Below are 19,050 nucleotides of genomic sequence, written 5' to 3' on the forward strand. Positions count from 1 at the left end.
GCGGCTACGACCGGAACGTGCGGCCGGCCGCGTGCAGCGCGGCGACGCGCGGCGACACGCGATAGCGGTCCTCGCCGTAGCTCGCCGCCAGGTTCGACAGCACGCGATGCACGCGGCCGACGCCGATCGCATCGGCCCACGCAAGCGGGCCGCACGGATAGTTCACGCCCTTCTCCATCGCGAGATCGAGATCGGCAGGCGAGCACACGCCCTGGTTGACCGTATCGGCCGCTTCGTTCGCGAGCATCGCGACGGTGCGCATCGCGACCATCCCCGGCACGTCCGCGATGCCGACCACGCGAAAGCCCGCCTGCTGGAACAGGCCGACCGCGTCCGCATACGCGGCGTCGTTGCACTGGAGCGCACGCGTCAGCGCGACGAGCCCGGCCTGCGCGTAATCGCGCGCCAGGTCGACGAGCACGAGGTCGGCCACGCCTGTTTGCGCGGCGCGCGCGGTCGCGGTGCGGCCATCGGTCAGCGCGATCGACGCGCGGCCGGCCACGGCGAGCAGTTCGTCCGCATGCGCGCCGTTGCGCCGCGCGCCTTCGATCCGTTCGGCCAGGCGCGCGTGCAGCGCGGCGGCCGGGCCGTCCTGCGCAAACAGCGCGATCTCCGCCGGCGCGGCGCGCGGCGGCTCGAGATCGGGCGCGGGCGTCGTCGCGCCGTCCGCATACGAATAGAAGCCGCGCCCGGACTTGCGCCCGAGGAAGCCCGCGTTCACGAGCTCCTGCTGGATCAGCGACGGCGTGTAGCGCGGGTCGTTGAAGTACGCGCGGAACACCGACTCGGTCACCGCGAAATTCACGTCGTGGCCGATCAGGTCCATCAGCTCGAACGGCCCCATCCGGAACCCGCCGGCTTCGCGCATCACCGCGTCGATCGTGGCCGGCGTGCCGCCCTGCTCGTTCAGTACACGCAGCGCCTCCGCGTAATACGGCCGTGCGACGCGGTTCACGATGAAGCCCGGCGTCGATTTCGCCATCACCGGTTGCTTGCCCAACGCGGCGGCGGTCGCATGAAGCATCCCGGCGACCTCGGGCGCGGTCGCGAGCCCGCTGACCACCTCGACGAGCGCCATCAGCGGCGCCGGATTGAAGAAATGCAGGCCGGCGACGCGCTGCGGCACGCGCAGCCCGGCCGCGATCGACGTGATCGAGATCGACGACGTGTTGGTCGCCAGCACGCAGGTGTCATCGACATGACGTTCGAGGGTCGCGAAGATCTCGCGCTTCACGTCGAGCCGTTCGGCCGCCGCCTCGACGATCAGCGCGGCGCCCGCGAAATCGGCCAGCGCGCGCACCGCGCGGATTCGATTGCCCGCTGCGTCGGCCTGCGCCGGTTCGAGCCGGCCCTTCTCCGCCAGCCGCGCGAACTGGGCGCGGATGCCGGCCAGCGCCTTGTCGCAGGCTGCTTCGTTCAGGTCGTACAGCAGCACCGCATGGCCGGCCGCCGCCGCGACCTGCGCAATGCCCGCGCCCATCGCGCCGGCGCCGATCACGCCGACGACGGCCGACGGCGCCAGCGCGCCCGAGTTCACCGAATGTGCAGAGGAAACAGCCATCGCTTGCGATCCGTCATGAAGTGGAAGTGCGAGCGATTATAAACCGACCGGTCGGTAGATTTATGTCAGGGCGAGCCCGAATGTGTCGTGCGAGAGACCGTTACGGAAACTGCAAAGACAAAAAATTGAAAGAGCGGGGCACTTTTTGTAAACCGAAAGGTCAACGTAAGCGTTCGAATATGAGATAGTGACCCCGAACGCCTGATAAAATTCGACAAATTGCCGGATTCCAGGGGAAACGCGTGTCGCGCCGTCACCGCTGTCCATCGCTCCCTTTCGGGGTCGAATCAGGCTTCCGGCCCGCGCGTTGCCACGTGTGCTCGTCCCGCCGTCCGCGGGCAGCCGCATCGAACCGTTTCATCCCGCGACGGGCTTCGGCCCGCCCGCGCCCCTCGCCGCCTCGCGGCAGCGAACCCAGGGCAGCACCGTTGCGTGTCGCCCCCTTCGGTTTCATCGTCCTCGTTCGGCGGATAGTACGGCCGGGCTTCGTCAACCCGTGACGGCGCGTCGCGCGTCGCCACTCGCATCAGGAAACCCTCCATGCCGCTCTCGTCCAACCAGCTCCCGCGCTGGACCCTCTGGGCCCCGCTTGCCGCCTGGCTGGTACTCGCGCTGTCGCGCGTCGTGCCGGCCGAAGGCCTCGTCATCGCGGTATTCGCCGCCGCGCTCGCCGGCGCCGTGTTTGCCGCCGTCCACCATGCGGAAGTCGTCGCGCACCGTGTCGGCGAACCGTTCGGCACGCTCGTGCTCGCGGTCGCCGTGACCGTCATCGAAGTCGCGCTGATCGTATCGGTGATGCTCGGCGCAGGCCCGGAAAAATCGGGCCTCGCCCGCGACACCGTCTACGCCGCCGTGATGATCATCTGCAACGGCATCGTCGGCATCTGCCTGCTGGTCGGCGCATGGAAGCACGGCGAACAGGACTTCCAGGGGCGCGGCGCGAGCAAGGCGCTCGCGGTGCTCGCGTCGCTGTCGGTGCTGTCGCTCGTGATGCCGAACTACCTGAGCGCCGCCCCGGGCCCGTTCTTCTCGAAATCGCAGCTCGCGTTCGCCGGCGTCGCATCGCTCGTGCTGTATGGCGCATTCGTGTTCGTGCAGACCGTGCGCCACCGCGACTACTTCCTCGCCGCGCACGACAGCGCCAACGAAGCGGTGCACGCGGCAGCGCCGAGCAACCGCACCGCGATCACCAGCATGGTGCTGCTGTTCGCGAGCCTGGTCGCGGTCGTGCTGCTCGCGAAGCTGCTGTCGCCGGCCGTCGAGCATGCGGTGCTGAAGCTCGGCGCGCCCGAAGCCGCGGTCGGTATCGTGATCGCCGCGCTCGTGCTGCTGCCGGAAGGGCTCGCGGCCGTCACCGCCGCGCGCGCGAACCGCCTGCAGACCAGCATGAACCTCGCGCTCGGTTCGGCGCTCGCGAGCATCGGGCTCACGATCCCGACTGTCGCGGCCGTGTTCATCTGGGTCGGCCAGCCGCTCACGCTCGGGATCGGCGCAATGGAGACGGTCCTGCTCGCGCTCACGCTGCTGGTCAGCACGCTCACGCTGAGCCAGGGGCGCACGACGGTGCTGCACGGCGTCGTGCACGTCGCGCTGTTCGCCGCCTATCTGTTCCTGTCGTTCACCCACTGACGTCCCGCTGCGCGCGGCCCGACGGATGCTCTCCGCCGGGCCGCGCGCACGTCTTCAAGTCGCCTCCCTCTACCTCGCTTCACGCCACCGCTACCGGACGGGGGCGATGGCGCATGACGCGGCGGTTTCGCGCTGCGTGTCCGCGGGAAATCCATAAAGCGCAGCCGCGTTGTCGACCAGGATCGCGCGGGCAATCGCGTCGTCGGCCGCGCAATCGTGCAACCAGCCGAGCAGACGTGCATCGTCGGGCGGCGGCGACGCGTTCGGATGCGGCCAGTTGCTGCCCCACACGCAGCGCGCCGAATGGCCGCGCGCGAGCACGGCGGCAAGCCGCCCGACATCGTCGTAGCCCGGTGCGCCGGATCGCGACGTCTCGTACGGCGCGGACAGCTTCACCCATGCGTGACCGCGATCGAGCAGGCGTCGCAGCGCCAGGAAGGACGGCGCATCCGGCGCGACGGGCGTCAGGAACTTGCCCGTGTGATCGATGACGATACGCGCCGGTAGCCGCGACAGTGTCGCCTCGATCTCGCCCAGCGTGCGGCCATCGAACTGCAGGTCGATATGCCAGCCGAGCGGCGCGATCCGCGCGGCCATCTGCTCCAGATCGCGCCATTGCGCGGTGCCGCCCGCCAGCATCATGAAGCGCACGCCGCGCATGCCGGCGGCATGCAGACGTTCCAGCTCGGCCTCCGGCACGTCGACCGGTACCGTCGCGACGCCGCGCGCCTGCGGGCCCAGTGCGGCCAAGGCGTCGAGCGTGCACCGATTGTCGAAGCCATAGCCGGTCGGCTGCACGACGACCACACGCGTGAGGCCGAGCGCCTGCTGCATGCGCCGATAGGCAGCCACCGGCGCATGGGGCGGTCGAAACGTCGCCGTTGGCGCGAGCGGATACGCATCGTCGTAGATGTGGATATGGCAATCGCACGCGTTGGCGAACCGCGTGCCGCCCGCCTCGTCGCGCGTCATCGCCCGCCCGGTGCGACGGACGCATGCGATGCGCGCCAGCGCGCGAGCCGCGTCGCCTGCGCGGCGTTGACCGCGCCGGTCGGCACGCGTCCGTCGAGCAGCGCGGCGAGCTGGTCGACCGTCTCCAGCGCCTGATGCTCGATCGCCGGCAGCGTCAGGCCGCCGATGTGCGGGGTCGCGATGACGCGCGAATGCGCGGCCAGCGCGGGGGTGGGCATCTGGTCCGCCGCGCGGCCGACATCGAGCGCGCAACCGGCCAGCCGGCCGCTGGCGAGCGCGTCGGCCAGCGCCTGTTCGTCGACGAGTTCGCCGCGCGACGCATTGATGAAGCACGCGCCCGGCTTCATCGCGGCGAATGCCGCCGCATCGATCAGGTTCGCGGTGGCCGGCGTGGCGGGCGCAAGGCAGACGACGAAATCCGCGTCGCGCAGCAGCGTGGCGAAGTCGACCTGTTCGAGCGGAGGCGCGTCGACCCGCACGTATGGATCGCAGACGAGCACGCGCATGCCGAGCGCCGTCGCGACCGGGGCGAGATGGCGCGCGATCTGCCCGTAGCCGATCAGGCCGAGCGTGCTGCCGCGCAATTCTCGCCCCATCCGGGGCACCGGCGGCGCGCCGCGGTGGTACGCGTCCGCGTAGCCGCCGATCCCGCGCGCAAGCTCGATCATCGCGCCGACGACCCACTCGGCGACAGCCGGGCCGAAGCCGGGGCTCGCCTGCGTGACCAGCACGCCGAACGCACTCGCCGCGGCGACGTCGACCGTCCGGATGTCGACCGCGCAACGCAGGAACGCGGCGAGGGCCGGCAGCCCCGCGAACAGCGCGCGAGGCGCCGGCGTCTGCCGGTACGCGATGATCGCGTCGCACCCCTGCGCGGCGGCAATCAGTTCGTCCGTGCCGAGTTCACGATCGTGCGGATTGCAGGTGACGTCCGCGATCGCGCGCAGCGCGCGCAACGCGCTGGCGCCGTAGTAGTGGTCGATCATCCCGGTCGGATGCGTGACGTAGACGCGCGTCATGCGTGATCTCCCCGCGTGCCGGCCGCCTGCGTCGGCGGCGGCGCCACCGACGCGCGCTCCACGAGCGTCACGTCCGCGAACACGCATTGCCCGGATGCGGACGGCGCGTCGCCCTCCTGCCGCATCACGCGCCGCACCATCTCGCCGGCCATTTCGGTGACGGGCAGTTGCACCGTGGTGAGCGCCGGCCACGAGATCGCCGACAGGAAATGACCGTCCATCCCGATGACGGAGACATCGTCCGGCACCCGCAAGCCGCCGTCGCGCAGCCCGGCCATCAGGCCGAGCGCGAACAGGTCGTTGACCGCGACGATGCCGGTCGGCCGCGCCGGATCGGCCGCGAGCTCGACGCCGAGCGCACGCCCGACGTCGACGATCACCGAGTCGCCGTATTCGTTCGCGGGGCCGCCGTCGAGCACGCGCGCCTGGGTGGCGCCGCCCGCCTCGCTCGCCACGGCGAGAAAGCCGCGGATCTTGTCGCTGCGGCTCACGGTGACGCCGGCCACCGTCGCGAACGCGAGCCGCGTATGGCCCGCTTCGACGAGCCGGCGCGTCGCGAGCCGCGCGGCCGCCTCGTTGTCGGCCGTCACGTGATCGACCTTAGATTGCTCGCCGGGTGTCGCGCGACGGTCGTAGCTGACGACCGTCATCCCGCGCTCGGCCGCACGCTCGAGGTGGCTTTCGTCGGCGAGCGACGAGATCACGATCACGCGTCGCACGCCGTGCGCGTAGAGATCGTCGAAGAACGACGCCTCCTTGCGCGCATCGCGGTACGTATTGCCGATCAGCACGCGATGGCCGTACCGTTCCTGCGCGCAGGCCTCGATCTCGCGTGCGATGTAGCCGTACATCGGGTTCGCCATCGACGGCACCAGCAGCCCGACGAGCGGCGTCTGCCCCGTCTTGAGCTGGCGCGCGAGCGTGCTCGGCCGGTACTGCAGCGCGTCCATCGCCGCCTTCACGCGTTCGAGCGTTTCCGGCTTCATCTGGTCGGTGCGTCCGTTGAGCACGTTCGAAACCGTGCTGACCGAAACGGCCGCATGACGGGCCACGTCCTGAATCGTACTCATGTCGTCTTGCATGGAACGGGCTACAGGCCGAAATGGGCCGGCAGCCACAACGAAAACGCCGGTGCGAAGATCAGCGCCACGAGAGCAGCGAACAGCACCAGCAGGTATTTCACCATCGGCCGGGCTACGCGCCCAACCTCGGTGCCCGTGATCGCGCACGTCGTGAACAGCCCGAGCCCGACCGGCGGCGCGAACAACCCGAACCCCATCGCCACCACCACGACCGTGCCGAAATGCAGCGGATTGATACCGAGCTGCAGTGCGATCGGCGCGAGCAGCGGCCCGAAGATGATCAGCGCGGGCGCGCCTTCGAGCACGGCGCCGAACACGATCATCAGCAGCGCCGACAGCAGCAGGAACATCGTCGCGCCGTATTGATGGGCAAACGCCGTCATTGTGCCCGAGACGAGGGCCGGAATCTGCTCGATCGACAGCGCGAACGACACGCTCGACGCCGCCGCGACGATGAACAGGATACCGCTCGCCATCGATGCGGCGCGCACGAACACGCGGCCGACCGAGCGCCACGTCAGTTCGCGAAACGCGAGCCAGCCCACGACGAGCGCGTAGACCACCGCGAACGCCGACACTTCGGTCGACGTCGCGATCCCAGACGTCACGCCCTTGCCGATCATCGCGACCATGACCAGCGCGACGAGCGCGCCGCCCGCGAGCGGCAGCCACGCGCGACGCTCGCCGAACACCTCGGCCACGTCGATCTTGCGCCCCGTGATCACCGTCACGACCGCGAGCGACGCGGCCAGCACGGCCGCCGGCACGATCCCCGCGACGAACAGCCCGGCGATCGAGATGTTCGCGACGAAGCCCATGATGATCATGTTCACGCACGGCGGAATCGTCTCGGCCATCACCGCGCTGCACGCGAGCAGCGCGGCGGTTTCGTTCGGGTCCTGCCGCGCGCGGCGCACCGCCGGCATCACGACGCCGCCCACCGCCGCGATATCGGCCAGCTTCGAGCCCGACACGCCGGAAAAGCACGCCGTCGCGAAGATCACGATCAGGCCGAGCCCGCCCCGCACGCGCCCGAAGATCCGCAGCAGCAACTCGACGAGCCGCGCGGACATCCCGTTGGTCTCCATCAGCAGCCCCGCCAGCACGAAGAACGGCACCGCGAGCAGCACGAAGTGGTCGGCCCCGGCCATCACCTGTTGCGAGTAGACGAGCAGCGGCAGCGTCGGATCGGCGAGGAAATACAGCAGCGCAGAAAACGCCAGCACGAACCCGATCGGCACGCCGAGCACCAGCCCGCCGACGAAGCCCGCGACCAGCAGCGTGCCGGGCGCGACCGCATGCGCGGGCCACAGCGCGTTCCAGCCGTACACGGCGCCCGCGAGCGCCGCGCAGCACACGAACGTGCCGATCACCCGGCGGCGCGGCGCGTTCAGCGCATTGGCGAGCGCGAATACGGTCATGAACAGCGCGCCGAACATCATCGGATACCCGTTGATCCAGCCCGGCAGGCCGCCCGTCGTCAGCTGGTCGTACGAATCCGTGAGCAACTGGCACGACGACACCAGCAGGTTCAGCGCGACGGCCGCCACGATCCAGTGGCCGACCTGGATCAGCGCGCCCTGCCAGCGTGCCGGCAGCCGGCCGCGGAACACGTCGATGCCGACATGCTGGCTGCGCCCCAGCACCGTCGCCGCGCCGAAGAACACCAGCACGATCATCAGCGCGCTCGCCACTTCCTCGGCCCAGTCGACCGGGTCGTGCAGGAAATAGCGGAACACGACCGACACGAACACGACCAGCACGTCGACGGCGAGCACCGCGGCCGACAGATACTCGAGCCAGCGCAGCATCGCATCCAGCACGCGGGCGACGCGATGCGCCGGCTGGCCGGCAGCGGGAGCCGGCGCGGCGCCCGACACGGAGTGCATGTCCATCGCTCACCCCCGCGCGGCGGCAATCGCCGGAAACAGCGGCGCGGTAGCCGGATACTGCTTCGCGAACGCCGCATACAGGCGGTCTTGCATCGTCTGCCGCAGCGCCGCGCGCTCGCCATCGGCCAGCGGGTAAAACGCCATGCCGCGCTGCTTCAGCGCCTGCTCCGCCTGCGCGGCCTTCTGCGCGGCAATCGCGCGCTGCTGCACGGTCGCGTCGGCCACCGCGCGGTCGAAGGCGGGCCGCAGATTGGCCGGAATCCGGTCGAGCGCACGCCGCCCCATCACGACGGTCATCGCCGCGAACACGTGGCGCGATTGCCAGCACGACTTCACGATCTCGTCGAAGCGGCTCGCGAGCACCGTGGCGGGATCGTGTTCGAGACCGTCGACGACGCCCGTCTGCACGGCCATGTACAGCTCGCCGAACGGAATCGGCGTCGGCACCGCGCCCATCGCCTTGAAAGTGTCCATGAACGCGGGCGTCGGTAGCACGCGCAGCTTCGTCCCCTTCAGGCCGGACAGCGCCGTCACCGGCTGCTTCGTGAACACGCAGCGCCCGCCGAAATGCGAGCCCCAGGTCAGCACCGAGCATCCCGCGCGCTTTTGCAGCAGCGCGTTCAGGCTCGTGCCGACCGGGCCGTCGAGCGCCTTCGCGACGTGCGCGTAGCTGTCGAACAGGTAGCCGAGATCGAGCATCCCGAGCTCCGGCGCGACCGTGGCCCAGATCGACGAGCCCGCGATCATCATGTCGATCGCGCCGATCTTGACCTGCTGCACGACATCGCTCTCCTTGCCGAGCTGGCTGTTCGGAAAATAGTCGACCCGGATCGCGTCGCCCACGCTCGCCTTCAGGTTCGCGGCGAGACGCTCATACCACACGTAGTGCGCGGCGTTCTGGTCGGCCGGCATCGACGACGAGCAGCGCAGCGTGACGACCGGCTGCTGCGCGCGCACGCTTTCCGGCAAGCCGCCCGCGGCCGCGAGCGTGGCGGCGGACACCGTCTGCAGAAAGCGCCGCCGGGTGTAGGTATTCATGAGTCGTCTCCCGTGCGAGTGCGTCTCGCGACGCGACTGTATCGATTTAGTGTATCGATACAGTAATACGACGACCGATGAGAGAAAAATGGGGGTTTCCCCGTGTTCGCGATGGAAAGTCTGAAGGGTATGCGGTTCGTTTCAGGCGAAATTCGTATGAAAAATCGCCGTTTTTCTACGTATTCCCGAGGCGTCGAAAAGAATTCGAGTCGTGTTTTCGATCATCGGACGACCGACTTTTCGCGGTACGCGGCAGCCCGCTCGTGCAGGCAAGCGCGTCGCTAAACACCCGGATCGTCCGTGCTCTCGGTCAGAAACCGCTCGACCATCGCGTTGAACACCGGCAGCGCCGGATTGTCGTTGTCCGCGCGCCACGCGAGATACAACTCGGCCGCCACGTTGACGCCCGCCAGCGGCCGGAACACCACGCCGTCCACATGAAGCTCGCGCGCCGAGGCCGGCACCAGCGCCGCGCCGAGCCCCGCGCGCACGAGGCCGAGGATCGTATGCGTCTGGCCGACGTAGTGCAGGTAGTTCGGCAGCCGCCCGGCGCCCGCGAACATCCCCGAGATCATGTCGTGGAAATACTTGCCCTCGTTCGGCGAGTACGCGATGAACGGCTGCCGGTCGAGCTCGTCGGGGCCGATCTGCTCGTAGGCCGCGAGCGGTGCGCCTTCCGCGACCGCGACGAGCATCGGTTCGCGCTGCACGAGCCGGTATTCGAGCGGCTGGCGCGCGGCGCGCTGGCGCACGAAACCCGCGTCGAGCATCCGCGACGCGAGCGCGTCGATCTGCACGGTCGACACCATCTCGCGCAATTCGACGTCGACGTCCGGCAACGCATGCGCCGCGTGCGCGAGCAGCACCGGGATCATCCGGTACGCACTGACCGCCGTGAAACCGAGCGTGATGCGTCCGGCCCCGCCGTGCGCGACGCGCTGCGCGGCCTGCTCGGCGCGCGCGGAGAATTCGAGGATGTGCCGCGCGTCGCGCAGGAAGCGTTCGCCGGCCGCGGTCAGGCTCACCTGCCGGCTGCTGCGCTCGAGCAGCGCGATGCCGAGCGCGTGCTCGAGCAACTGGATTTGCCGGCTGAGCGGCGGCTGGGTCATGAAGAGCCGCCTGGCCGCGCGGCCGAAATGCAGTTCTTCGGCGACCGCGACGAAGCAGCGAAGCTGGTGCAGTTCAATCATTCAAATCTTGAATCAATCGATAGTCTTTTGATGTTAGACCGATATCGATGCGATTTCTATACTCGGTTCCACCTGATGCGCGGCCCGCGCCGCGCACGACGACCGAGACCTTCATGACCATCGACATCCTGCTGACCCAGCCGCTGCCCGCCACGATCGACGCCGAACTGTCCGCCCGCTACACCGTGCATCGGCTGTATGCGGCCGAGCAGCCGGACGCGCTGCTCGATCGCGTGGCGCCACGCATTCGCGGCGTCGTGACGGGCGGCGCGAACGGCCTGTCCGCCGCGCTGATGGACCGGCTCGGCGCGCTCCAGATCATCGCGATCAACGGCATCGGCACCGATGCGGTCGATCTCGACCGCGCCCGGGCGCGCGGCATCCACGTGACCACGACGCCCGACGTGCTGACCGACGACGTCGCCGACATGGCGCTGGGGCTGATCCTGATGACCCTGCGCGACCTCGGCGCCGGCGAGCGGATCGTGCGCGCCGGCCGCTGGGGCAAGGCGGCCCAGCCGCTCGCGACGCAGGTCACGGGCAAGCGGCTCGGCATCGTCGGGCTCGGGCGCGTCGGACGCGCGATCGCGCAGCGCGCGCAGGCGTTCCGGATGCCCGTCAGCTACTTCGGCCCGCGCGAGCATCGCGACAGCGGCTATCGTTTCGTGCCCGACCTCGCCGCGCTCGCGCGCGACAGCGACGTGCTCGTGATCGCGGCCTCGGCCGATCACGGCAACGTGCTGGTGACGGCAGACGTGCTCGCGGCACTCGGCCCCCAAGGATTCCTGATCAACGTCGCGCGCGGCAAACTGGTCGACGAAGCCGCGCTCGTGCGCGCGCTGGCCGACGGCACGATCGCCGGCGCCGGTCTCGACGTGTTCGCAAACGAACCGCACGTGCCGGCCGCCCTGCTCGAACTCGACCGCGTCGTCGTGCAGCCGCACCGCGCGAGCGCCACGCATGAAACGCGGGAGGAAATGGGCCGCATCGTGCTCGCCAACCTCGCCGCGTGCTTCGCAGGCCAGCGCCCGCCGACCAGCGTCACGCGCTGAGCGCGGCACGTCCCTTCCCGTTACAACACCGATGCCTTCGCACGACGAAGGCCAGGAGACATGCATGTCCAATCGATCCAGCGGCGCTGCGCTCGCCGCATCGCCCGCCGCGTCGCGCACGATCGGCCGCGTCCGTTATGCGGTCCTCGCACTGATTTTCGCGGTCACCGTCGTCAACTATGCGGACCGCGCGACGATGTCGATCGCCGGCACCGGCGTCGCGCACGACCTCGGGCTCACGCCCGTGCAGCTCGGCGTCGTCTTTTCGGCGTTCGCGTGGGCCTATGCGATCGGCCAGATTCCGGGCGGCTGGCTGCTCGACCGCTTCGGCGCGCGACGCGTGTACGGCCTGAGCCTGTTGCTGTGGTCGGTATTCACGATGCTGCAGGGCACGGTCGGCGGGTTCGCGTTGCAGGGCGCGGCCGCGACGCTCGCGCTGTTCGTGATGCGCTTCATGCTCGGCCTCGTCGAATCGCCGGCGTTTCCGGCCAATTCGCGGATCGTCGCCTGCTGGTTCCCCACCGCCGAACGCGGCACCGCGTCGGCGCTGTTCAATTCCGCGCAATACATGGCCGTCGTGCTGTTCACGCCGGCGATGGCGTGGCTCACGCATGCACTCGGCTGGGAGCACGTCTTCCTGTGGATGGGGCTGCTCGGCATCGCGCTCGCCGTGCTGTGGTTCGCGTGGTATCGCGAACCGCACGGCCACCCGCGCATGACCGACGCGGAGCGCGACTACCTGCGCGCCCACGGCGCACTCGTCGATCTGGAGGCGAACCGCGTGCGCGAGCGGCCGCGCGTGTCGTGGCACGACGTGTCGCAACTGTTCCGCCACCGGAACCTGTGGGCGATCTACATCGGCCAGTACTGCATCACGGCGCTCACGTACTTCTTCATCACGTGGTTCCCGATCTACCTGATCAAGGGGCGCGGGATGACGATCATGGAAGCCGGCTGGGTCGCCGCGCTGCCGGCGATCTGCGGCTTCACGGGCGGCGTGCTCGGCGGCGTGCTGTCGGACTGGCTGATCCGGCGCGGCATGCATCCATCGAAGGCGCGCAAGACGCCGTTCGTCGCGGGGATGGCGATGGCGACGCTGCTCGTGCTCGCGAACGGCGCATCGTCGAACGCGGTCGTGATCGCGCTGATGACGATCGCGTTCTTCGGCAAGGGGCTTGCGGCGGTCGGCTGGGCCGTGCTCGCCGACACGGCGCCGGAAGGCATGGTCGGGCTGAGCGGCGGCGTGTTCAACGGCCTCGGCAACATCGCCGGGATCGTCACGCCGCTCGTGATCGGCTACTTCGTCGCGAGTACGGGTTCGTTCGCCGGCGCGTTGTGGTTCGTCGCCGCGCACGGGCTGATCGGCATTGCGGCGTACGCGTGGCTCGCGGGCCGCTTCGAGCGCATCCGCATCGCGCCGGCCGCATGAGTGTCGCGGCGGCACGCAGGCGCCATCACGCGCGCTGGCGGCCGCCCGGCGCGTGCTCGGTCGTCAGCCGGTCGAGTTCGCGCAGATCGTTCTCCAGCGCGGGCGTGAGCGTCGTGCGCAGGTGGTCGAGGAAGGTGCGGATCTTCGCGTCGAGATAGCGACGCGTCGCGTAGACGGCATAGACGCTCACCGTCTGCAGCCGGTACTCCGGCAGCACGCGGATCAGGCGCCCTTCCCGGATATCGTCGAGCACCGTATACAGCGCCACGCATGCGATCCCGCGGCCGGCCCGCACCGCGACGCACAGCGCGTCCGGCACGTTGACCTGGAACGGCGCCGGCTGCAACTCGTAGACGGCTTCCTCGCCGTCGCTGCGCTCGAGCCGCCATTCGCCGGCCGGCGATGCCGGCGTGTCGAGGCGCAGGCAGACGTGGTTCGGCAGTTCGTCGGGCGTCTGCGGCGTACCGTGCCGGGCCAGATACTCGCGCGACGCGACCAGTACGCTGCAGCTCGTGCCGCAGGTCTGCGCGACATAGCCCGAATCGGGCAATTGCGACGCGGTCACGATCGACACGTCATACCCCTCTTCGACCAGGTTCGGCATCCGCTGCGCCAGCGTCAGCTCGACCGACACGTCGGGGTTGTCCTCCTGGTAACGCACGATCGACGACACGACATGACTCTGCCCGAGCCCCGTCATCGCATGGATGCGCATCTTGCCGCTCGGCCGCAACAGCGCGTTGCGCGCCTCCGCGTTCGCGTGGTCGAGTTCCGCGAGGATCGATTTCGCGCGCTCGAAATAGCGCTCGCCGCTTTCGGTCAGGCCGAGGTGGCGGGTCGTGCGATGCAGCAGGCGCGTCTGTACGTGGGCTTCGAGGTTCGAGACCGCGCGCGACACCTGCGCGGTGGTCGCGTCGATTTCCTTCGCGACGGCGGTAAAACTGCCGGCTTCGACAACGCGCACGAACAGGCGCATGTTTTCGAGCATGTCCATTGAATTGGCTTGGGGAGAGTCAGTGGGGAGGCGTCGGCGGCGTTCGCGTCAGAGGCGCAACGGAACACGGCCGAGAACCACGTCGAATCGATCACCGGGCCGGGGGGAAGGCAGGAGAGCGGGCATCGCGGACGGGGTTCTGGCATGACGGGGGAATTCAGTGCGCCGAATTGTACGCCGCTGCAGACAAATTTGCGCGGTTACCCGCGCGCAAACTCTCGCGAGATGAAAGGAATTTGCAAGGCTTGCGCGTCGCGCGCGTGCAACGGCATGATGCGGCGCGGCAATTTGTATCACAACACGATATAATTCGACGCTTCTCGCCGCACCCCAGCGTTGTCGATTTTTACCGCTTACCGTCCATGTCGTCAGGCTCCTCCCCGTCGCGCCGCACGTTGCGGCAATGGCTGCACAGCTTCATGCCCCATCCGATGACCCTCGGCTGGCGCGAGCGCCTGCGCTCGTGCGCCGGCGCGCTCGTGGGCATCGCGACGGTCGGCGTCACGATGCGGCTGCTGCCCGGCGTGCCGGGCCTCGTGCCGCTGCTCGTCGCGCCGATGGGGGCATCGGCCGTGCTGCTGTTCGCGGTGCCGGCGAGCCCGCTCGCGCAGCCCTGGTCGATCATCGGCGGCAATCTCGTCGCGGCGACGGTCGGCGTCGCGTGCGCGCAATGGATCGCCGATCCGATCACGGCCGCCGCGGTCGCGATCGCCTGCGCGATCGGCGGCATGTTCGCGCTGCGCTGCGTGCATCCGCCATCGGGCGCCGTCGCGCTCACGGCCGTGGTCGGCGGCCCGGCGATTCATGCGCTCGGCTTCGGCTTCGTCCTGCAGCCGATCGCGCTGCAATCGGCGATCCTGCTGTCGGCCGCGCTCGTCTATCACGCGCTGACCGGGCACCGCTACCCGCACAGCGGCATGCGGCCCGAAGCGAAACCGCAGGCCGGCGGCGCCGCACCGGCGCGCGGCGGCTTCACGCGCGGCGACCTCGATGCAGTGCTGAAGCGTCGCAGCGAATGGCTCGACGTCGATCCGGACGATCTCGAAACGCTGCTGCGCGAAACCGAAATGCAGGCTTATACGCGCACGTTCGGCCAGTTGAAGTGCGCCGACCTGATGACGAAGCATGCGATCGAGGTCGCGCCGTCGACATCGGTCGCGGCCGCGCTCACGCTGCTCGACCGCCATCGCGTGAAGGCGCTGCCCGTGGTCGACGGCGAAGGCCGCCTCATCGGCATCGTCACGCGCGCCGACCTCACGCGTCCACCGCGCCGTCCGGCCCCGCTGTGGCAGCGCCTGTCCGCACGGTTGCCGCAATCGTTCGGCGGCCGGCCCGCGAGCGTCGCGTCCGTGATGACGCGCGACGTCGCGTCGGTGCCGGAAACGCTGCCGATCACGGCGCTCGTGCCGCTGTTTACGCATTCGGGCCACCACCATATTCCGGTCGTCGATGCGTCGCGCCGGCTCGTCGGCATCATCACGCAGACGGATCTCGTCACGGGCCTTTATCAGCAGACCCAAATGCTCGAGGCCGCGTAGCGCGCATCACGCCTCGCGCCTCGTACCCGCCCGCACAACGCGGAATACATCCATTCCGCCAGATTGCGCCCATTTATATCATGTTGTGATATATTAATCGCCACCGTAACCGACTGCCCGACCTCGATGACCGATACCCGACGCGCGCTGGCGAAAAGCGATTTTCAGCAACTGTCCGAGTTCCGCTACCAGATGCGCCGCTTCGAGCGCTTCTCCGAACGCGCCGCGCAAAGCGAAGGCGTGACGCCGCTGCAATACCTGCTGCTGCTGCACATCAAGGGCTATCCGCATCGCGAATGGGCGACCATCGGCGAGCTCGCGGAACGCCTGCAGGCGCAGCACCACGGCGTCGTGGCGCTGGTGACGCGCTGCGAAGCGCTCGGGCTCGTGAAGCGCAAGCCGAGCGAAGCCGACCGCCGTCAGGTCGAAGTCCACCTCGAACCGGCCGGCGAAACGCTGCTCGCCCGTCTCGCAGCCATGCATCGCGCCGAGCTGAAGTCGCTCAAGGGCGCGTTCCAGGTTCCCCAGATCGATTCCTGACCCTTGCCCTTGCCACTCTCACTCCCACTCCGATGAACGCCGCCCCACACAAACGCGATTTCTCGACCAACGAACGCCTGCCCCGGATCGCGTTGCTGGCCGCCGGGATCGGCCTGCTCAGCACGCTTGCCGCGTTCGTGCTGTTGAGCCTGATCCACCTGTTCACGAACCTGTTCTTCTTCCGGCAGTTCTCGTTCGCCGAGCATTCGCCCGCGACCAACACGCTGGGCGCATGGGTGATCGCGGTCCCGGTGATCGGCGGGCTCATCGTCGGCTTGATGGCGCGTTTCGGCTCGGAGAAGATCCGCGGCCACGGCATTCCGGAAGCGATCGAGGCGATCCTGTTCGGCAAGAGCCGCATGTCGCCGAAGGTCGCGATCCTCAAGCCGCTGTCGTCCGGCGTCGTGATCGGCAGCGGCGGCCCGTTCGGCGCCGAAGGCCCGATCATCATGACGGGCGGCGCGCTCGGTTCGCTGATCGCGCAATGCGTGCACGTGACCGCCGCCGAACGCAAGACGCTGCTCGTCGCAGGCGCGGCCGCCGGCATGACGGCCGTGTTCGGCACGCCGGTGGCCGCCGTGCTGCTCGCGGTCGAGCTGCTGCTGTTCGAATGGCGTCCGCGCAGTTTCCTGCCGGTCGCGCTGGCATGCGCGGTGGCGGGCTTCGCACGCGCGGTGTTCTTCGGCGTCGATCCGCTGTTTCCGCTGACGACCGCCGCGCCGACGCCCGTCGCGCTGCTGTCGTGCATCGTCGCCGGCCTGCTGTCCGGCATGCTCGCGTGCGGCCTGTCGGCGGCGCTCTACCGCGTAGAAGACACCTTCGCGAAACTGCCCGTGCACTGGATGTGGTGGCCGGCGCTCGGCGCGATCGTGATCGGCATCGGCGGCTGGCTCGAACCGCGCGCGCTCGGGGTCGGCTACGACGTGATCGGCGACCTGCTGCACCAGCACATCGCGCTGAAGATCGCGCTCGCACTGCTGGTCGTGAAAGCCGTGATGTGGGTGATCGCGCTCGGCTCCGGCACCTCGGGCGGGGTGCTCGCTCCGTTGCTGATGCTCGGCGCAGGCCTCGGCACCGTGCTGTCGCCGGTGCTGCCGGGCGGCGATCCGGCGCTGTGGCCGCTCGTGTGCATGGCCGCGACGCTCGGCGCGACGCTCGGCGCCCCGCTCACCGCGATCGTGTTCGCGTTCGGCCTCACGCACGACGCCAATGCGCTGCTGCCGCTGCTCGCCGCGACGCTCATCGCGCACGGCTTCGCGACCGTCGTGATGAAGCGCTCGATCATGACGGAAAAGATCGCGCGCCGCGGCTATCACATCTATCGCGAATACGGCGTCGATCCGCTCGAGCGGCACGACATCGGCGAAGTGATGACGTCGGCCGATCGGCTCGTCGTGATCGACGGCGCGGCGACGCTCGACACCGTCGAGACGCAGTACTTCGGCACGACGCAGACGCACCGCGCGTACCCGGTCGTGCAGAACGGCCGCCTGCTCGGCCTGGTCGACCGTGCAACGCTCGATGCCCAGCGCGCGCGGGCCCGCGCCGACACACCGATCTCGGCCACGTTCGCCAACCGCGCACCGGCCGTCGCGCTGGCGCACGAAACCTGCCGTGTCGTCGCGTCGCGCCTCGCGATGCTCGGCCTCGAACGCCTGCCGGTGGTCGCCGACGAGCAATCGCTGCGCATCACGGGCATCGTGTCGCGCAGCGACCTGATCAAGCCGGCGCTCCAGCACTTCGACGACGAACACAAGCGCGAGCGCTTCCGTCCGGTCGTCCCGGTCAACCTGCGCGACTTCGGTTCGCGCAAGGCCGGCTGACACGCCCGCGTGCGCGGCGCCCCGCCGCGCATCGCTTCCCCACCTCTCCTCGCTGCACGATGCCGCGCGCCCGTCGCGTGCCGCATCGCCTCCCGCCGCTGTCCTTCGTTTAAAGTTGGTTAACAATTCGCCAGACGAAAGTTTGTCATCATGGTGCTCATGCGACGGGGCCATTCATCAGCCATTCCACTTCGCCATCAAATAAAGAGTCGCGGCGCGGCATGCACGCACATGCCGCCCGCCGCGACCATTCACTCACCACACCACGACCGGGCAGCGCACCGACCGCGCGCCGCATGACGTCAAGCCGTACGCATGCCGCGCCGCAGCAACATGCGCAGCATCCGAGCCGCCATTTGGCAAGCGCGTTAACAACTTGTTTCGGAATGACCGGAACCGTGCCTGCCCGATGCGATCTCACTTGCACGCAGCACTGCTGCGCATCCCACTCAATCAATCACGACTCGAGGGAGATAACGTGAACGTGAAATACTTACCGCTCATCGCATTGACCGTGGCAATTTCTGCTCATGCCGCTGAACCTGCCGTGCAGAACGTGGGACAAAGCCAGAAAGACGCGCCCGATGTCTCGGCGTGCATCGCCAAGACCTGGGCCGACAAGTCGCAACAACAGGTGATCTCGCAGAACGTGCTGGCCAACGGCCTCGCGACCGACGTGTACGCGCCGGGCCAGCAGCCGCCGAACGGCGCGGCCGCGATGGTTCGTCCGTCGTGGAAGCCGGGTGCGAAGACCTGGGTCGGCGTGCGCGGCGATGCAGCGTCCGCCGGCGACATCAACGCCTGCCTGTAACGATGTAACGAGAACAGGCGCTTCGGATGGCCTTGCGCCATCCGCTTGCGACGAGCCCCGCTTCGGCGGGGCTTTTTCTTTGCCGCGCGCGCAGGGCGCGGGTCTTACAGGTAGCTGCAGACGTAATCGAGCGTCTCGAGCACTTCGATGTCGAAACGGCTCTTGCCCGGCACCGAGAACGATTCGCCGGCGCCGTAGGTCTGCCATTCGCTGCTGCCGTCGAGCTTCACGCGGCACTTGCCGGCCTGCACTTCCATCAATTCGGGCGCATCCGTGCCGAAGTTGAGCGCGCACGGCAGGATCACGCCGAGCGTCTTGCGCGTGCCGTCCGGGAAGAGCACGGTATGCGACACGCACTTGCCGTCGAAATAGACGTTCGCGCGCTTGACGACCGATACGTTGTCGAATTGGGTTGCACTGGTCATGTGATGCCTCTGATTGCTGGATGCTTGATGGCGATGGAGTAGGAGGCCGGCCGGA

16 protein-coding genes are annotated in these 19,050 nt (G+C 68.8%); 7 read left to right on the top strand and 9 right to left on the bottom strand.

What is annotated here, in order from left to right:
* Positions 1 to 4: 4 nt before the first annotated feature.
* Complete coding sequence (locus SY91_RS21145) at positions 5 to 1,561, bottom strand: 3-hydroxyacyl-CoA dehydrogenase (RefSeq protein WP_185921351.1); 1,557 nt, start codon at positions 1,559 to 1,561, stop codon at positions 5 to 7.
* Positions 1,562 to 2,101: 540 nt separating this feature from the next.
* Between SY91_RS21145 and SY91_RS21150 the strand changes: the two genes are divergently transcribed.
* The gene (locus SY91_RS21150) at positions 2,102 to 3,190 is read left to right on the top strand and encodes a calcium:proton antiporter (RefSeq protein WP_006478904.1); all 1,089 of its coding nucleotides are present in this window, start codon (positions 2,102 to 2,104) and stop codon (positions 3,188 to 3,190) included.
* A gap of 90 nt (positions 3,191 to 3,280) precedes the next feature.
* On the opposite strand, the gene SY91_RS21155 is transcribed toward SY91_RS21150, so the two are convergent.
* From SY91_RS21155 to SY91_RS21180, 6 genes are all read right to left on the bottom strand, one after another.
* The gene (locus SY91_RS21155) at positions 3,281 to 4,162 is read right to left on the bottom strand and encodes an amidohydrolase family protein (protein WP_023476497.1); all 882 of its coding nucleotides are present in this window, start codon (positions 4,160 to 4,162) and stop codon (positions 3,281 to 3,283) included.
* Positions 4,159 to 5,181: an NAD(P)-dependent oxidoreductase gene (locus SY91_RS21160; RefSeq protein WP_023476496.1), complete on the bottom strand. Its 1,023-nt coding sequence runs from the start codon at positions 5,179 to 5,181 to the stop codon at positions 4,159 to 4,161. The genes SY91_RS21155 and SY91_RS21160 overlap by 4 nt, the downstream gene beginning before the upstream one ends.
* The gene (locus SY91_RS21165; protein WP_012339866.1) at positions 5,178 to 6,263 is read right to left on the bottom strand and encodes a LacI family DNA-binding transcriptional regulator; all 1,086 of its coding nucleotides are present in this window, start codon (positions 6,261 to 6,263) and stop codon (positions 5,178 to 5,180) included. The genes SY91_RS21160 and SY91_RS21165 overlap by 4 nt, the downstream gene beginning before the upstream one ends.
* 8 nt (positions 6,264 to 6,271) lie before the next feature.
* Positions 6,272 to 8,158 carry a TRAP transporter large permease subunit gene (locus tag SY91_RS21170; RefSeq protein WP_012339865.1) on the bottom strand — a complete coding sequence of 629 codons (1,887 nt, stop codon included), beginning with the start codon at positions 8,156 to 8,158 and terminating at the stop codon, positions 6,272 to 6,274.
* Positions 8,159 to 8,161: 3 nt separating this feature from the next.
* Positions 8,162 to 9,193, bottom strand: a complete 1,032-nt coding sequence (locus SY91_RS21175) for a TRAP transporter substrate-binding protein (RefSeq protein WP_012339864.1) — start codon at positions 9,191 to 9,193, stop codon at positions 8,162 to 8,164.
* A 281-nt stretch (positions 9,194 to 9,474) separates the two neighbouring features.
* On the bottom strand, positions 9,475 to 10,383 hold the full coding sequence (locus SY91_RS21180; protein ID WP_023476495.1) for a LysR substrate-binding domain-containing protein: 909 nt from the start codon (positions 10,381 to 10,383) through the stop codon (positions 9,475 to 9,477).
* 113 nt (positions 10,384 to 10,496) lie between these two features.
* On the opposite strand from SY91_RS21180, the gene SY91_RS21185 reads away from it, so the two are divergent.
* Both SY91_RS21185 and SY91_RS21190 read left to right on the top strand, forming a co-directional pair.
* Positions 10,497 to 11,435, top strand: coding sequence for a 2-hydroxyacid dehydrogenase (locus tag SY91_RS21185; protein WP_023476494.1), 939 nt, complete (start codon positions 10,497 to 10,499; stop codon positions 11,433 to 11,435).
* Between the two features lie 64 nt (positions 11,436 to 11,499).
* Complete coding sequence (locus SY91_RS21190) at positions 11,500 to 12,864, top strand: MFS transporter (RefSeq protein WP_023476493.1); 1,365 nt, start codon at positions 11,500 to 11,502, stop codon at positions 12,862 to 12,864.
* A gap of 25 nt (positions 12,865 to 12,889) precedes the next feature.
* Here SY91_RS21190 and SY91_RS21195 read toward each other — a convergent pair whose 3' ends face one another.
* Positions 12,890 to 13,858 (bottom strand): LysR family transcriptional regulator, encoded by a 969-nt coding sequence (locus tag SY91_RS21195; protein ID WP_023476492.1) that lies wholly within the window; start codon positions 13,856 to 13,858, stop codon positions 12,890 to 12,892.
* A 362-nt stretch (positions 13,859 to 14,220) separates the two neighbouring features.
* On the opposite strand from SY91_RS21195, the gene SY91_RS21200 reads away from it, so the two are divergent.
* From SY91_RS21200 to SY91_RS21215, 4 genes are all read left to right on the top strand, one after another.
* Positions 14,221 to 15,396: an HPP family protein gene (locus tag SY91_RS21200; protein WP_023476491.1), complete on the top strand. Its 1,176-nt coding sequence runs from the start codon at positions 14,221 to 14,223 to the stop codon at positions 15,394 to 15,396.
* A 126-nt stretch (positions 15,397 to 15,522) separates the two neighbouring features.
* Positions 15,523 to 15,936, top strand: a complete 414-nt coding sequence (locus SY91_RS21205) for a MarR family winged helix-turn-helix transcriptional regulator (protein ID WP_012339858.1) — start codon at positions 15,523 to 15,525, stop codon at positions 15,934 to 15,936.
* Positions 15,937 to 15,968: 32 nt separating this feature from the next.
* Positions 15,969 to 17,759 carry a chloride channel protein gene (locus SY91_RS21210; protein WP_023476490.1) on the top strand — a complete coding sequence of 597 codons (1,791 nt, stop codon included), beginning with the start codon at positions 15,969 to 15,971 and terminating at the stop codon, positions 17,757 to 17,759.
* Between the two features lie 478 nt (positions 17,760 to 18,237).
* A complete protein-coding gene (locus tag SY91_RS21215; RefSeq protein WP_006482964.1) occupies positions 18,238 to 18,570 on the top strand; it encodes a hypothetical protein in 333 nt (110 codons plus the stop codon).
* A 104-nt stretch (positions 18,571 to 18,674) separates the two neighbouring features.
* Here SY91_RS21215 and SY91_RS21220 read toward each other — a convergent pair whose 3' ends face one another.
* Positions 18,675 to 18,995, bottom strand: a complete 321-nt coding sequence (locus SY91_RS21220) for a pyrimidine/purine nucleoside phosphorylase (RefSeq protein WP_006478890.1) — start codon at positions 18,993 to 18,995, stop codon at positions 18,675 to 18,677.
* Between the last annotated feature and the right edge of the window lie 55 nt (positions 18,996 to 19,050).

Origin of the sequence: Burkholderia cenocepacia (assembly GCF_014211915.1) — a bacterium.
Lineage (GTDB): Bacteria > Pseudomonadota > Gammaproteobacteria > Burkholderiales > Burkholderiaceae > Burkholderia > Burkholderia orbicola.

What these genes read in the sequence shown, in the direction of transcription:
- SY91_RS21190 (WP_023476493.1), top strand. Translation starts at nt 11,500, where the DNA reads ATGTCCAATCGATCCAGCGGCGCTGCGCTCGCCGCATCGCCCGCCGCG.
- SY91_RS21160 (WP_023476496.1), bottom strand. Translation starts at nt 5,181, where the DNA reads ATGACGCGCGTCTACGTCACGCATCCGACCGGGATGATCGACCACTAC.
- SY91_RS21180 (WP_023476495.1), bottom strand. Translation starts at nt 10,383, where the DNA reads ATGATTGAACTGCACCAGCTTCGCTGCTTCGTCGCGGTCGCCGAAGAA.
- SY91_RS21150 (WP_006478904.1), top strand. Translation starts at nt 2,102, where the DNA reads ATGCCGCTCTCGTCCAACCAGCTCCCGCGCTGGACCCTCTGGGCCCCG.
- SY91_RS21145 (WP_185921351.1), bottom strand. Translation starts at nt 1,561, where the DNA reads ATGGCTGTTTCCTCTGCACATTCGGTGAACTCGGGCGCGCTGGCGCCG.
- SY91_RS21185 (WP_023476494.1), top strand. Translation starts at nt 10,497, where the DNA reads ATGACCATCGACATCCTGCTGACCCAGCCGCTGCCCGCCACGATCGAC.
- SY91_RS21165 (WP_012339866.1), bottom strand. Translation starts at nt 6,263, where the DNA reads ATGCAAGACGACATGAGTACGATTCAGGACGTGGCCCGTCATGCGGCC.
- SY91_RS21175 (WP_012339864.1), bottom strand. Translation starts at nt 9,193, where the DNA reads ATGAATACCTACACCCGGCGGCGCTTTCTGCAGACGGTGTCCGCCGCC.
- SY91_RS21200 (WP_023476491.1), top strand. Translation starts at nt 14,221, where the DNA reads ATGTCGTCAGGCTCCTCCCCGTCGCGCCGCACGTTGCGGCAATGGCTG.
- SY91_RS21210 (WP_023476490.1), top strand. Translation starts at nt 15,969, where the DNA reads ATGAACGCCGCCCCACACAAACGCGATTTCTCGACCAACGAACGCCTG.
- SY91_RS21205 (WP_012339858.1), top strand. Translation starts at nt 15,523, where the DNA reads ATGACCGATACCCGACGCGCGCTGGCGAAAAGCGATTTTCAGCAACTG.
- SY91_RS21155 (WP_023476497.1), bottom strand. Translation starts at nt 4,162, where the DNA reads ATGACGCGCGACGAGGCGGGCGGCACGCGGTTCGCCAACGCGTGCGAT.
- SY91_RS21170 (WP_012339865.1), bottom strand. Translation starts at nt 8,158, where the DNA reads ATGGACATGCACTCCGTGTCGGGCGCCGCGCCGGCTCCCGCTGCCGGC.
- SY91_RS21195 (WP_023476492.1), bottom strand. Translation starts at nt 13,858, where the DNA reads ATGGACATGCTCGAAAACATGCGCCTGTTCGTGCGCGTTGTCGAAGCC.
- SY91_RS21220 (WP_006478890.1), bottom strand. Translation starts at nt 18,995, where the DNA reads ATGACCAGTGCAACCCAATTCGACAACGTATCGGTCGTCAAGCGCGCG.